Here is a 13,280-nt window from a genome sequence, read left to right on the forward strand (position 1 = left end):
CATCGCCGCGGTGGTCGTCGTGGTCATCGGGGCCATCGCCGTCGTGGTCGTGGCCTGGCCACCCGGGGCGGCCGCGTCGTCGCTGCCACAAGCAGACAGAACCAGGGCCATCGCACCGATGCTGCCCGCGACGACGGCATTGCGAACAGAGGACTTCATCGTGTTCTCACTCCAGTGGTTCGGGTTACCGGCGTCCGCCGCTCCCCTGTGGACCTTGCCTTCGGAAGTGGATTCGCCGCCGGGGTCCGGGGTGGATTGGTGAGAATCCGGGGAATCTTTCCGGAATCGCGTCGCCGCTGGTCAGCGCGGGTTCGGTTCACCCGATCGAAGGAACGTCTAGCTCAACGCTCCGGCACCTGCCCCGCTCGGTCGACGTGCTCGCACGCCTTGCCGAGCACATAGACCAAGCCGTCGGCCACGAGCACGGAGTTGCGGAAGTGCTCGGCCGCCGCCATCGCCGCCAGCTCGACCAACTCGTCCGGGTTCTCCCCGACCGCCTCCGCCGACCCGTGCGGATCGATGCGGTCGGCCAGGTGGGAGAACAGCTGCCGGGCGGAGGAGGCCGCGCCGCGCAGGGCGGAGACGGTCGCGACGATGTGGTCGGTGTCCGGCAGCGCGCGCTCCGGCGCGATCAGCGCGGCGTGGTGGCACCACCGCAGGAGCTCGGCCGCCACCCTCGCCGCCGACAGCACCCGGTCGGCGTCGTGGTGCGGGTGCGCCCAGCCGGACTCCCTGACGAAGCGCTCCGCGGAGAACGCGGCGTCGGCTGGGTGCGACTCGGGCTGCTGCGCGGTCACCGGCGGGCTCCCCTGATCGGCTGACGTGCTCCCGTTCCGCATTCGTCGCCGACGTGCTCGCGGACTGGCCGGAGTCCGCGGGCGCTCAGCCGCCGGAGTGGGCGGCCCGGCCCGGGGTGTGGCCGTACTCCTCGGCGTAGGCGGCGACGAAGGCCGACGGGCCCGCGCAGCGGTGGGGCGGGCGATGGAGGCCAGCAGGCGGGCGGCGTCCCGGGAGATCGACACCGCGCCCGCGCGCAGGTCGGCGAGCGCGGGCGGGACCTCGCGCAGGCACACCCGGTAGACGGTGTCCCCGCCGGGGGTGTCGAGGGCGTAGCCGTACTCCTCCGGGCCCGGGCCGAGGTGGCCTCTTGGCCGCATGGGCTGCCCTCTCGTCGACATCCACCGGGCCGTCGCGAGGCTAGCCTCATCAGCCTCCTAGCTGCGATGACGGCGTGGCGGCGAACGATATGAACAGAACACCGGGTGGTCGCGACGGCGTGCCTAGCATCACATCCCGCGGTGCGACACGGCATCGGAAGGCCGAGGGAGGTCCTCAGTGGGGACAGCACATCGTCGCCGGTCGCGGCTTCAGGTCGCAGTCGGGCTCCTGGCGGCCTCTGTCGCCACCGCGACGCCCGCCGCCGCCGACAGCGGCCCGGAGCCGTCGGCCTGTCCGGCCGAGATCGCGGTCGCGGCCACCTGCTACACCGGCCAGGACTCCCACGGCGCGCACTACGCGATCGCCATCCCCGAGGACTGGAACCGCTCGCTGGTCGTGCACGCCCACGGCGGGCCCGACCTGACCGACGCCTCCGACCCGGCCCGCGCTCCCGAGGACCTCGCCCGGTGGTCGGTCATGGTCGAGGAGGGCTACGCGTGGGCGGGCTCGGCCTACCGGCGGGGCGGCTACGGCACCCGGATGGGCGCGGCCGACACCGAGACCGTGCGCAGGCTGTTCGTCTCGACGTTCGGCGAGCCTCGGCGCACCTACCTGCACGGGCAGTCCTGGGGCGGCAACGTGGCGGCCAAGGCGGCCGAGATCCACCGCGGCTACGACGGCGTGCTGCTCACCAACGGCGTCCTCGCGGGCGGCTCGCGCGGATACGACTACCGCGTGGACCTGCGCGTGGTCTACCAGCACTACTGCGGCAACCATCCGCGTCCCAGCGAGCCCCAGTACCCGCTGTGGATGGGCCTGCGCGCGGACTCCGCGATGACCCCGGCCGGGCTGCGCGCCCGACTGCGGGAGTGCACCGGCCACGACTCCCCCGCCGAGCGCACCGCCGCCCAGCAGCGCAACCTCACCGACATCCTGGCCGTCACCAAGATCCCGGAGCGCGCGCTGGAGTCGCACCTGCGCTTCGCCACCTTCACCTTCCGCGACATCGTCCACAAGCGACTCGACGGCCGCAACCCGTTCAGCAACCGCGCCGTGCGCTACACCGGCTCGCACGACGACGCCGCCCTCAACGCGGGCGTGGAGCGCTTCAGCGCCGACCCGTCCGCCCGCCGAGACCTGTCCTTCGACAGCGACCCCACCGGCCTGGTCACCGTCCCGGTCCTCACCCTGCACGCCATCGGCGACCCCACCGCCTTCGTCGAGCACGAGTCGGCCTACCGCGCGAGCCTGCGGGGCAGCTTCAGCGGCCACCGCCTGGTGCAGACCTTCACCACCGAGACGGAGCACAGCGCCCTGAGCGACGCCGGGTACGCCACGGCCATGTCGGCGCTCGACAGGTGGGCCGAGAGCGGCCACCGGCCGTCGGCCGCCGCCATCGCCAGGGAGTGCCCGAGGTTCAACGAGGTCTACGGCACCGGCTGCTTCTTCGACCCCGCCTACCGCCCGGCCGACTACTCGGCGAGGGTGTACGCCCGACCGGGTGGCCTGCGCTGGCCCGCGCTGTCCCCGGTCGAGGAGCTGGTGCTGCGGCACCGGCCGGGTGTGGGCATCTCGCCCTGACCTTCCCGGCGTCGCGAGCTGGGGTTCTCCCCCGCCCGGGACTACGGTGAGGAGGTCCGAAGGAGAGCCCGTGTCCGAACCGCCGAAGCACCCGCCCGTCATGTCCGTCGGCGTCGCGGTGGAAGAGGGCTGCGCCGTCGCCGTGGTCGCGGGCGAGATCGACATGGCGACCGCGCCCGAGATGATCGCCGCCGTCCAGGCCGTCATCGAGGACCAGCCCGCCGCGGTGCTGGTCGACCTGGCCGCGGTGACCTTCTTCGCCTCGGCGGGCGTCCACGCGCTCGTGGTCCTGCACGACCTGGCCCAGCGGCACAGCGTGCCCGTCGGCCTGGTGCACAGCGAGATCGTCGGCCACGTCCTCACCATCTCGTCGCTGCCGGAGCTGCTCGACACCTACCCCACCCGGCGGATGGCCCTCGACGCGCTGACCGGCTAGACCGAGTCCCCCAGCTGGTCGCGGCGGCGGGTCAGGGCGGCGATCTCGGCCGCGTTGCCCGCCAGGGCGACGGCCTGGTCGTAGGCCGTCCGCGCCTCCCGGTCCCGCCCGAGCCTGCGCAGCAGGTCGGCGCGGGTCGCGTGGAAGGCGTGGTAGCCGGACAGGGGCGACTCCAGGCCGTCGACGGCTGCCAGCGCCACCTCCGGGCCGTCGAGTTCGGCGACGGCGATCGCCCGGTTGAGGGCCACGACCGGGGACGGGTCGAGGCGGGCCAGGTGGGTGTAGAGGGCCACGACCTGGGACCAGTCGGTGTCGCGCAGGTCGCGGGCCGAGGTGTGGACGGCGTTGATGGCGGCCATGAGCTGGTAGCGGCCGGGGGCCGCCCCGGTGGCCAGGCGTTCGCGCACCAGGCGGTGGCCCTCGGCGACCATGGCCGGGTCCCAGGCGCCGCGGTCCTGCTGGTCGAGGGTGACCAGTTCGCCGTCCGCCGACACGCGGGCGGCGCGGCGGGCCTCGGTGAGCAGCATCAGCGCCAGCAGGCCGGTCGCCTCGCCGTCCTCGGGCAGCAGAGCGCGCAGCAGGCGGGTCAGGCGGATGGCCTCGGCGGTCAGGTCGTGGCGGACGGGCGGGGTGTCGGGGCCGGTGGCCAGGTAGCCCTCGTTGAAGATGAGGAACAGGACGGCCAGCACCCCGGACACGCGGGCGGGCAGGTCCTGCGCCGACGGCACCCGGTAGGGGATGCGGGCCGCTGTGATCTTCGCCTTGGCGCGGGTGATCCGCCTGCCCATGGCCGCCTCCCCGACGAGGAAGGCGCGGGCGATCTCGGGCATGGTCAGGCCGCCGACCATGCGCAGCGTGAGCGCCACGCGGGCCTCGACGGCCAGCGCCGGGTGACAGCAGGTGAAGATCAGCCGGAGCCGGTCGTCGTCGACCGCGCCGACGGGCTCGGGCGGGTCGTCGTCGTGGATCATCCGAGCCTCCCTGTGCTTGTCGTCGCGCTTGTTCTCGCGCCGGATGCGGTCGATGGCCTTGCGGGTGGCGGTGGTGCTCAGCCAGGCGCCGGGGTTGGGCGGCACGCCGTCGGCGCCCCACCGCTCGACGGCGGTCGCGAACGCCTCGGCCGCGGCCTCCTCAGCGAGGTCGAGGTCACCGAAGCGCCTGGTCAGGGCGGCGACCACCCGGGCCCACTCCGCGCGGTGGGCCCGGGTGACGGCGGCTTCGGCGGCGCCGCTCACAGGAACGGCCGGACCTCGACGCGCCGGTTGCAGTGCCGCGACCCCTCGGCGGCGAGCGCGATGGCCGCGTCGAGGTCGGGCGCCGACAGGACCCAGAAACCGGCCAGGTACTCCTTGGACTCCAGGAACGGCCCGTCGGTGATCATCGGCTCGGCGCCGCGGTTGTCGATCACGGTCGCGGTGTGCGGGTGGGCCAGGCCGCCGGCGAAGACCCAGTTGCCGTCGGCCTGGAGGCGTTCGTTGAAGGCGGTGATCGCGGCCATCTCCTCCGGGGTGGCCGAGCCGGTCCGGTCATCGATCACGGAGATCAGGTACTGCATGTCGCTCATCCCCCTAGTGTGCGTACCGGGGGCGACCGGCGGGCCGGTAGACCTGCACCGTGACCCCGTTCGCGGCGGCCCGGGACTCGACCAGCTCCAGCGCGGCGTCCGCGCCGTCGGCCGGGAACAGGCGCATGCCCTGGCCGATGACCACCGGGTAGGTGAACAGGGTGATCTCGTCGGCGAGCTGGTTGTCCAGCAGCCAGCGGGCCAGGCTCAGGCTGCCGTGCACCTGCAGCTCGCCCCCCGGCGCGTCCCTCAGCGCCCGGATGGCCTCGACATCGGGGAGAACGGTCGTGCCCGCCCACCCGGGTTCGGCGAGCGCCGTGGACACCACGTACTTGGGCCGCGAGTTCAGCGCGTCGGCGATGAGGCTCGTGCCCGCGTCCGCCACCTGCCCCCACGACCCGGCGAAGACCTCGAAGGTCCACCGGCCGAACAGGAACGCGTCGGCCCGCTGGTAGACCCGGCCCAGCAGCTCCTCGACCTCCGCGTCGAACAGCGGCAGCGCCCAGCCGCCACGGGTGAACCCGTCCCTGCGGTCCTCCTCGGGCCCCCCGAGCCCCTGCATCACGCCGTCGACGGAGACGTTGGTGGTGATCGTCAGCCTCATGGCCTGTCCTTCCGGTCCGAGGAGCCCGTCGCGGACACCTCCCACCCTGCTACGAACGCCTCCCGCCCGATCCGACACCGGACCGCGAAGATTCTCCCGAAAGTCTGTCGGGACCGGACAGCACTCGCCGGCCAGGTGGGCTTCCACCTGGCCGGCGAGTGCTGTTCACGGTGTGGTTACGGCAGGACCCACTTCTGGTTGCCGACGTTGAGGCAGTCCCAGATGTGCAGGGCGGTGCCGTCGGCCGTGCCGGCGTTCATCGCGTCCAGGCAGCGGCCGGACTGGGGGTTGCGCAGCGAGCCGTCGGCCTGGGCGGTCCACTGCTGGGCGCCGGTGCCGTTGCAGGTCCACAGCTGGGTGAGGGTGCCGTTGGCGGTGCCTCCATTGCGGATGTCCAGGCACTTGCCGAGCGCCCGGATCGAGCCGTCGCCGGGCAGGGTCCAGCGCTGGGCGCCGGTGCCGTTGCACGTCCACAGCTGGATCTTGGTGCCGTCGGCGGTGTTCGAGCCGCTGATGTCGACGCACTTGCCGCCGACACCGGTGATCTGGCCGGTGCGGGGACCCGGGCCGGGGCCGCTGCCCAGCTCCTTGACCCGGATGTTGCGGAAGGAGACGTCGTCGCCCGCGCCGTGGTTCTGCAGGCCGATGTGGCCCTGCAGGAGGCTGCGCGCCGGGTCGGTGTTGGTGAAGTCGTTGATCTTGGTGCCGTTGAGGAAGATCTGCAGGCGCTCGCCCTCGACCAGCAGCTCGAAGGTGTTCCACTCCCCCGGCGGGTTCAGCGACCGGTCCCGGGCGGCGATGTCGGCGGACTTGTAGCCGTAGACCGCGCCGGTGGTGCGGTCGGCGGAGTCGGTGGCGTCGATCTGGATCTCGTAGCCGTTGTTGACCGCCGACCACGGGTCGCTGCTGGCCGGGAACCCGATGAAGACGCCGGAGTTGTCGTCACCGGGCATGCGCCAGTCGAGCTTCAGGGAGTACGAGCGGTACTCCTTGGCCGAGTACCAGAGCAGGCCCATGCCGCCTTGGGAGGTGAGCGTGCCGTCGGACAGGGCGAAGCTGCCGGGGCCTGCCTGGCTCCAGCCGGTGAGGCTGTTGGCGAAGATCGGCGTATAGCCGGTCTCGGCGCGGCAGTCGGCCTTGGTCACGCCGGCGGCGTAGCGGATGCCGCCGAGCAGGTGGGCGCGGAAGCCCGCCTCGGCGTAGGTCTGCTCGGTGTGGCCGCCCGCGGTGTACCAGGACCGGCCGCCCTCGTAGGGCTTGCACCAGGCGATGGGGTGATCGCCCATGTTGCCGCCGGTGTAGGTGCTCTCGTCGAGGCGCGCCAGCACGCGGGCGCCCGAGCGGGGGTTGGTGGTGAAGTTGTACCACTCGTCGGTGCGGACCCAGTCGTTGCCGAGGTGTGATGTGGACGCGTGCGCGCGGTCCTCGACGCGGACGGTGGCCTGCTGGATGTGCGGGTGGGAGTGGAAGTAGGCGCCGACCAGGCCGCCGTAGAAGGACCAGCCGTACTCGGTGTCGGAGGCGGAGTGCACGCCGACGTATCCGCCGCCGCCGCGCACGTAGGACTCGAAGGCGGCCTGCTGGGTGTTGTCCAGAACGTCGCCGGTGGTCATCAGGAACACCACGGCGCGGTACTGGGCGAGGTTGGCGGTGGTGAAGGCGGCGGCGTTCTCGGTGGCGTCGACGGTGAAGTTGTTGGCGGAGCCGAGGTCGCGGATCGCCTGCAGGCCGTTGGGGATGGACGAGTGCCGGAAGCCCGCGGTCTTGGAGAAGACCAGGACCTTGTAGGCCGGATCGGCGGCCACGACCGGGTTGGCGGCCGGCGCCCGGTCAGCGGCCTGCGCCGAGAACGGCGCGAAGGTGACGGCGCAGGCCAGCGCGGAGCCGAGCGCGAGCAGCGCTCTGCGCAGACGGGACATGGGTTCTCTCCTCGGGGTGGTCATGGCAGGGTCCGGCCCGGGACGGGGGCGCGGCGGACGGGCCGGTCGTGGCGGGGCCCCGGAGCCGGTCGGCTCCGGTCGGCACGGGCACGGCCCCAGCGGGCTCCGCCCGCCGAGCCGCGCGGGGCGAGGTCGACGCGGGCACAGCCCACCCGCGCTCCACCCGCCGAGCCGCGCGGGACCGGATCGGCCACAGCGGTGCCCGACATCTCCCGGGCGCGCGAACCCGACACCGGACACGTGGCGGGATGGTCGTCGCCGGGGCGGCACGGGGGTCGCCCGCGCCTGTCCCTGGCTGGTGCCAGAGCCCGCATCTTGGTCAGGCCGGTCATGGCAGGGTCCAGCGCTGGTTGGCCGCGCCCGCGACGCAGTCCCAGATGTGCAGGGCCGTGCCGTCGGCGCTGCTGTTGCCGGAGGCGTCCAGGCAGCGGCCGGACTGGGGGTTGCGCACGGTGCCGTCGGGCTGGGGTGTCCAGCGCTGGGCGCCGGTGCCGTTGCAGGTCCACAGCTGGGTGAGGGTGCCGTTGGCGGTGCCCCCGTTGCGGATGTCCAGGCACTTGCCGAGCGCCCGGATCGAGCCGTCGCCGGGCAGGGTCCAGCGCTGGGCGCCGGTGCCGTTGCACGTCCACAGCTGGATCTTGGTGCCGTCGGCGGTGTTCGAGCCGTTCACGTCGACGCACTTGCCCGCCAGGCCGGTGATCGGGCCGGTGCGCGGGCCGCTGGTCGTGCCGGTGGTGAAGGTGAAGTCGTCGATGTCGAACAGCGAGCCAGCGCCGCCGGTGAAGCGCAGGTACAGCGTCGTGGTGCCCGAGGGCTGGGCCGACAGGGACGTGCTGACGGTGGTGAAGGTCTCCCAGCCGCCGGTCACCGGGACGGCCACCGAGCCCAGCAGGGTGCCGGTCGCCGAGCCCGCGCGGATCTCGATGGTGCCGCCCGCGCCCGCCGACGCGACCCGGGCGGTGAACGCCGTGGCGTTGGACAGGACGTAGGGCTGGAAGGCGATCCAGTCGCCGTTGTCGATGTAGCCGACCGCCTTGCCGCCGTGCGCGACGGCCTTGTCCACCACCTGCACGCCGTTGTTCGTGCCGAAGTGCTCGGCCTGGCGGTTCTTCTGCTGCGTCACGTGCTGGGTGTGGGTGGTCAGGCCGCCGTTGTCGGTGTACTCCGCGTCCCAGACGCCGTAGATGTTGGCGTTGGGGTCGTGTTCACCGTCGACGGGGGTCTGGAGGGTGCCGGAGCAGCCGCTGGCCTCGGTCAGCTTGTGGCCGTGGGAGTCGTGGCCGAGGATGTAGCTGATCTTGACCCGGGAGCAGTCGACCGTCCCGTCCTCCGGGTCGGTCACGCTGATGCGGAACGGCACGGCGTCGCCGAAGTTGAACAGCTGGCCGTTCGCCGGTTCGTGCAGCACGACCGTCGGGGCGGTGTTGCCGACGTTGACCCGGACGCTGGCGCTGCCGGACTTGCCGGTGTTGTCGGTGACCGTCAGCGTCGCGGTGTAGGTGCCGTTGGCCGTGTAGGTGTGGGTGGGGTTGGCGGCGGTGGAGGTGCCGCCGTCGCCGAAGGTCCAGCGGTAGGTGATCGGGTCGCCGTCGGGGTCCGAGGAGCCCGCCGAGGAGAACGTCACCGCCAGGGGCGCCGGTCCGGAGGTGCGGTTGGCCGACGCCTGCGCCACCGGGGCGAGCCCGTCGGCGGTGTGCTCGATGCGGTAGAGCGCCGAGTTCTGGTCGCCCGCGAACCAGCCGGTGCCGTAGTCGAGCACGTAGAGCGCGCCGTCGGGCCCGAAGGCGGCGTCCATCACCTGCGTGCCCGTCCACGGGAAGTTCGCGATCGTGCCCGGGGAGCCGTCGGCGTTGACGGTGATGTCCTTGATCCAGCGGCGACCGTACTCGGTGGCGAAGAAGTGGCCGTCGTAGGACTGCGGGAACTTGACCGCGGAGTTGAGGTTCGGGTTGTAGCGGTAGACCGGGCCGCCCATGGGCGACTCGCTGCCGCAGCCGAGGCCGGTCACCGAGCAGCCGTCGTAGGGCAGCCAGGCGGGCTGGGCGGGCGGAAGCGTTTGCCTGCCGGTGTTGTTCGGGGAGTTGTTGACCGGACCGCTCGCGCAGGCGAACTTCGCGCCGGAGGCGCCGGTGGCGAAGTTGAAGTCGTTGTAGGTCTCGGCGGTGGTGTTGCGCCCGGTGCAGTACGGCCAGCCGAAGTTGCCCGGCCCGGTGATCCGGTTGAACTCCACCTGCCCGGCCGGGCCGCGCTGCGGGTTCGCCGCGCCCGCGTCAGGGCCGTAGTCGCCGAGGTAGACGATGCCGGTGGCCTTGTCCACGTTGAAGCGGAACGGGTTGCGGAAGCCCATGGCGTAGACCTCGGGCCGGGTGTTGGCAGTCCCCGGCGCGAAGAGGTTGCCCGCCGGGATCGAGTAGCTGCCGTCGGCGTTGACCTTGATGCGCAGCAGCTTGCCGCGCAGGTCGTTGGTGTTGCCGCTGCTGCGCTGGGCGTCGAAGGCCGGGTTGCGGTCGGTGCGCTCGTCCAGCGGGCTGAAGCCGTCGGAGGCGAATGGGTTGGTGTCGTCGCCGGTGCTCAGGAACAGGTTCCCGGCGGCGTCGAAGTCGATGTCGCCGCCGACGTGGCAGCACATGCCGCGGCTGGCGGGCACGTCGAGCACGATCCGCTCGCTGGCGTTGTTGAGCGTGCCGTCGGCGTTGAGCACGAACCGGGACAGCCGGTTGACGCCGTTCCACGCCGAGAAGTTCGTCCCGCCCGACGGGGCGTCACCGGCCGGTGTGGACAGCGGTGGCGCGTAGTAGAGGAAGACGTGCCGGTTGGTGGCGAAGTTCGGGTCCGCGGCGATGCCCTGCAGGCCCTCCTCGTCGTGGGCGTAGACGGCGACCCGGCCCGACACCCGGGTGTTGCCCGCGGCATCGGTGAAGCGGATCGTGCCGTCGCGGGAGGTGTGCAGCACCGAGCGGTCCGGCAGCACCGTCATCGACATCGGCTCGCCCATCTCGGCTTCGCCGCGGGCGAGGGTGACCTGCTGGAACGTGGGCGCCGCCGCGGCGGGCGGCGCGGGGTCGAGCGGGGCGGCCGCGCCCGTCCCGGTGGGGACGGCCGCGGCGAGGCCCGCGATCAGCAGCGCGGCTGTGCCCAGGCGGGCCAGGCCGCGCGAAGTGGGAGACATGGTAGTGCCGTCCTTCCGCCCTGATGTGTCCTGAGTAGAGGGGTGGGTCATGGCAGGGTCCAGCGCTGGCTCGCGCCGGTGTGGCAGTCCCAGATGTGCAGGACGGTGCCGTCGGCGCTGCTGCCGCCGAGTGCGTCGAGGCAGCGCCCCGAGCGCGGGTTGCGCAGCGCGCCGGTGGGGTCGGGGACCCACTGCTGCGCGCCGGTGGAGTTGCAGGTCCACAGCTGCGCGACCGTGCCGTTCACGGTGCCGCCGTTGCGCACGTCGAGGCACTTGCCGAGGACCCGGACGGTGTCGTCGCCGGGCAGGGTCCACCGCTGGGCGGCGGTCCCGTTGCAGGTCCACAGCTGGATCTTCGTGCCATCGGCGGTGCCGGAGTTGTCGACGTCGGCGCACTTGCCGCCGATGCCGGTGATCTGCCCGGTGCGCGGCCCCGCGCCGATGAGGCTGTTCAGCGTGTACCAGGCCTCGGTGCTCCACAGCGACGTCCCGGCCTGGCTGGCGAACGGCTTCGGCGAGCGCACGTGCACGACGTGGCCCGACAGCAGCCCGGCGACCTTCAGCGTGACCTTCTTGCGGTCGGCCGACGGGGTGGCCGAGCTGACCGTGAGGGTCTTCTCATCGATCTTCGGTCCGCCGTAGGCCGCGGTCGGGGCGTAGCGCCACTGCTTGACCCTGTACTTCGTCGCCAGGTCCGCCAGCGTGGCGTCGGAGAGCGGCTGGGTGTACTCCAACTCGAAGCCGCCGTCGACGGCACGCATGGCGAGGATGTCGAAGGCGCCCGTGCCGGTCGGGGTCAGCTTCTGGAAGCCGTGGGCGAGCTTGCCCGGCTGGCCCCAGTTTCCGCCCGCGCCGATGCCGCCGGTGTAGATCGCGCCGTCAGGGCCGAGGCTGATGCGGCTGACCCCGGACTCCAGGCCCTGGGTCATGCGGAACACCGCGCCCTGGTACTCGCCGTTGACCTTCTCCAGGAACGCGCGCTGCAGGCCGCCGTAGGTGACGTCGCCGAACACCAGCTGTCCGGCGAACGGCCCGGTGCTGAGCTGCACGGGGTTGCTGGGCGAGTTCGCGATCTCGTTCTGCGGCAGCCACAGCACCGGCTTGGTGACCGGGCGGTTGTCGAAGGGGCCCGCCGGGTTCACGAAGTGGTTGAAGAAGCGGTCCTGCTTGATGTGCAGCAGCTTGGAGGACGGCAGCCAGTCGCCCTGGTTGTCGGTGACGAAGATGCCGTCCTCAGGGCCCCAGCCGATGCCGTGCGGGGTGCGCAGGCCGCCTGCGACAGAGGACACCGCGCCGGTCGCCTTGTTGACCTTGATGGTCGTGCCGCGGTTCGCCGCGGGCTGCGGGTTGGTGGTCGCGCCGCCGTAGTTGATCGACACCGACAGGTTCAGGTAGAAGAATCCGTCCTTGTAGAGCAGGCCGAAAGCGAACTCGTGGAAGTTGCCGCCGTAGGGCCAGGTGGCGACCCTGCGGTAGTTGTCGGTGACGCCGTCGCCGTTGGTGTCGTTGAGTTCGGTGAGACCGTCCTTCTCGGACACGTACAGCTTGCCGTCGGCGTACGTGATGCCCATGGGCTCCTTGAGGCCTTGGGCGATGCGCTGGGTGGTCACCCGCGCGGGGCTGGTCGTGCCGGTGACGTTCGAGAGCAGGTAGACCTCGCCGGTCTCGTTGTCAGTACCGCCCCAGGTGACGATGGCGGCGCGGCCGTCGGGCAGCCAGTCGATCCCGGCGACCTGGGGGGTGAAGCCGGAGGGGCGCAGGTTCGTCAGGGTGTAGTTGGGGTGCACGCCGGTCAGCGGCAGCCCGTCGCCCGGGGAGTCCGCGCCGGTCTCGCACTCCTTGCGGCCCGGCGCGGTCACCCGGACCACGCCGGCGTCGGTGGACAGGGCGCTGGTGGGCACCAGGGTGTAGCCCGAGGCGCCCGGCGGCTGCCAGTCGAGGGTGATGCGCTGGTCGCCGCCGTTCTCGAAGTGGTCGATGCGCAGCGCGTGCATGCCCGCGGTCAGCTGCACCGAGCCGGTCTTCGGCGGGTCGGCGCCGTGCAGGCCGTCGTGGTCGATCACCACGGTGTTGCCGACGCGCAGGCGCGAGCCGTCGTCGCTGGTGAGGCGGAAGTTGTAGGTGCCCGTGGTGGGCACGGTGATGTTGGCGATGACCTGCGCGGCGAAGTAGTCGGTGAAGCCGAAGTCCTGCGCGGTCGTCCAGTTGATCGTCGGCATGAGCTTGTCGACGTTCGGGGTCTGGCCGGGCTTGAGCGTGCACAGCTTCGACAGGCCGACCTGCAGGTCGAAGACGCGCAGCGTGACGCCGGGCTCCTGCGGGGGCGGTTGGGCCTGCGCGCGCCCGGGGACGGTCGCGGAGAGGGCGAGCAGGAGGACGGCCAGAGCGGCGAGCGGGCCTGCGGCCCGGCGGCGCAGGGCAGGGACGAAGGGCATGGACGGAACTCCCTTATGAGCCGTGAGCAGGGGACTCGACTGACAAGGAGGGCCGTGTGGTCTGTCCGGGTGTAGCCCAGATCACACTCGGGATGACGGTATGGTTACTTTCGCTTGAGGTCAACGAAAGAGTGCTGAGAGCGAACGGAAGTACGTCGAACGGAGGCAAAACTCCCTCGGCGGTCGAGACTCCGAGCCCGCGCGGGCGCGGGACCTTACCGGGCGCGCGGCGTTCGATCACCCATCAGTTGTCAACTGTTCTCGGCCGAACGCAGTACCTCGTTAGGTGTCAACCAGCCGATTGTCGACCCCAGGATGGCCGCTTACAGTCAGAAGAAGTCCGCGCGGACTGCACAAAACCCTGCCAAGTCCCGTCGTGAGGGAGATACCTCT

Annotated in this window: 9 protein-coding genes; 2 read left to right on the top strand and 7 right to left on the bottom strand. The window is 71.9% G+C overall.

What is annotated here, in order from left to right:
* Positions 1-341: 341 nt before the first annotated feature.
* Positions 342-1,157 carry a hypothetical protein gene (locus tag ACFPM7_RS29235; protein ID WP_378251063.1) on the bottom strand — a complete coding sequence of 272 codons (816 nt, stop codon included), beginning with the start codon at positions 1,155-1,157 and terminating at the stop codon, positions 342-344.
* A 178-nt stretch (positions 1,158-1,335) separates the two neighbouring features.
* On the opposite strand from ACFPM7_RS29235, the gene ACFPM7_RS29240 reads away from it, so the two are divergent.
* Together ACFPM7_RS29240 and ACFPM7_RS29245 are read left to right on the top strand one after the other, a co-directional pair.
* Positions 1,336-2,739 (top strand): alpha/beta hydrolase family protein, encoded by a 1,404-nt coding sequence (locus ACFPM7_RS29240; protein WP_378251064.1) that lies wholly within the window; start codon positions 1,336-1,338, stop codon positions 2,737-2,739.
* 70 nt (positions 2,740-2,809) lie between these two features.
* Positions 2,810-3,175, top strand: coding sequence for an STAS domain-containing protein (locus tag ACFPM7_RS29245; protein WP_378251065.1), 366 nt, complete (start codon positions 2,810-2,812; stop codon positions 3,173-3,175).
* On the opposite strand, the gene ACFPM7_RS29250 is transcribed toward ACFPM7_RS29245, so the two are convergent.
* The 6 genes from ACFPM7_RS29250 to ACFPM7_RS29275 all read right to left on the bottom strand — a co-directional run bounded on the left by ACFPM7_RS29250 (position 3,172) and on the right by ACFPM7_RS29275 (position 12,887).
* Complete coding sequence (locus ACFPM7_RS29250) at positions 3,172-4,410, bottom strand: RNA polymerase sigma factor (protein ID WP_378251066.1); 1,239 nt, start codon at positions 4,408-4,410, stop codon at positions 3,172-3,174. The two genes, ACFPM7_RS29245 and ACFPM7_RS29250, sit on opposite strands and share 4 nt — an antisense overlap.
* Positions 4,407-4,730: a YciI family protein gene (locus ACFPM7_RS29255; protein WP_378251118.1), complete on the bottom strand. Its 324-nt coding sequence runs from the start codon at positions 4,728-4,730 to the stop codon at positions 4,407-4,409. Before ACFPM7_RS29255 ends, ACFPM7_RS29250 begins: the two co-directional genes overlap by 4 nt.
* 13 nt (positions 4,731-4,743) lie before the next feature.
* The gene (locus tag ACFPM7_RS29260; protein WP_378251067.1) at positions 4,744-5,343 is read right to left on the bottom strand and encodes a dihydrofolate reductase family protein; all 600 of its coding nucleotides are present in this window, start codon (positions 5,341-5,343) and stop codon (positions 4,744-4,746) included.
* A 176-nt stretch (positions 5,344-5,519) separates the two neighbouring features.
* Positions 5,520-7,262 (bottom strand): ThuA domain-containing protein, encoded by a 1,743-nt coding sequence (locus tag ACFPM7_RS29265; RefSeq protein ID WP_378251068.1) that lies wholly within the window; start codon positions 7,260-7,262, stop codon positions 5,520-5,522.
* A gap of 349 nt (positions 7,263-7,611) precedes the next feature.
* Positions 7,612-10,452 carry a carbohydrate-binding protein gene (locus ACFPM7_RS29270; protein ID WP_378251069.1) on the bottom strand — a complete coding sequence of 947 codons (2,841 nt, stop codon included), beginning with the start codon at positions 10,450-10,452 and terminating at the stop codon, positions 7,612-7,614.
* Between the two features lie 47 nt (positions 10,453-10,499).
* Complete coding sequence (locus ACFPM7_RS29275; RefSeq protein WP_378251070.1) at positions 10,500-12,887, bottom strand: ricin-type beta-trefoil lectin domain protein; 2,388 nt, start codon at positions 12,885-12,887, stop codon at positions 10,500-10,502.
* Between the last annotated feature and the right edge of the window lie 393 nt (positions 12,888-13,280).

Source organism: Actinokineospora guangxiensis, from assembly GCF_042657845.1.
Classification (GTDB): Bacteria; Actinomycetota; Actinomycetes; order Mycobacteriales; family Pseudonocardiaceae; genus Actinokineospora; species Actinokineospora guangxiensis.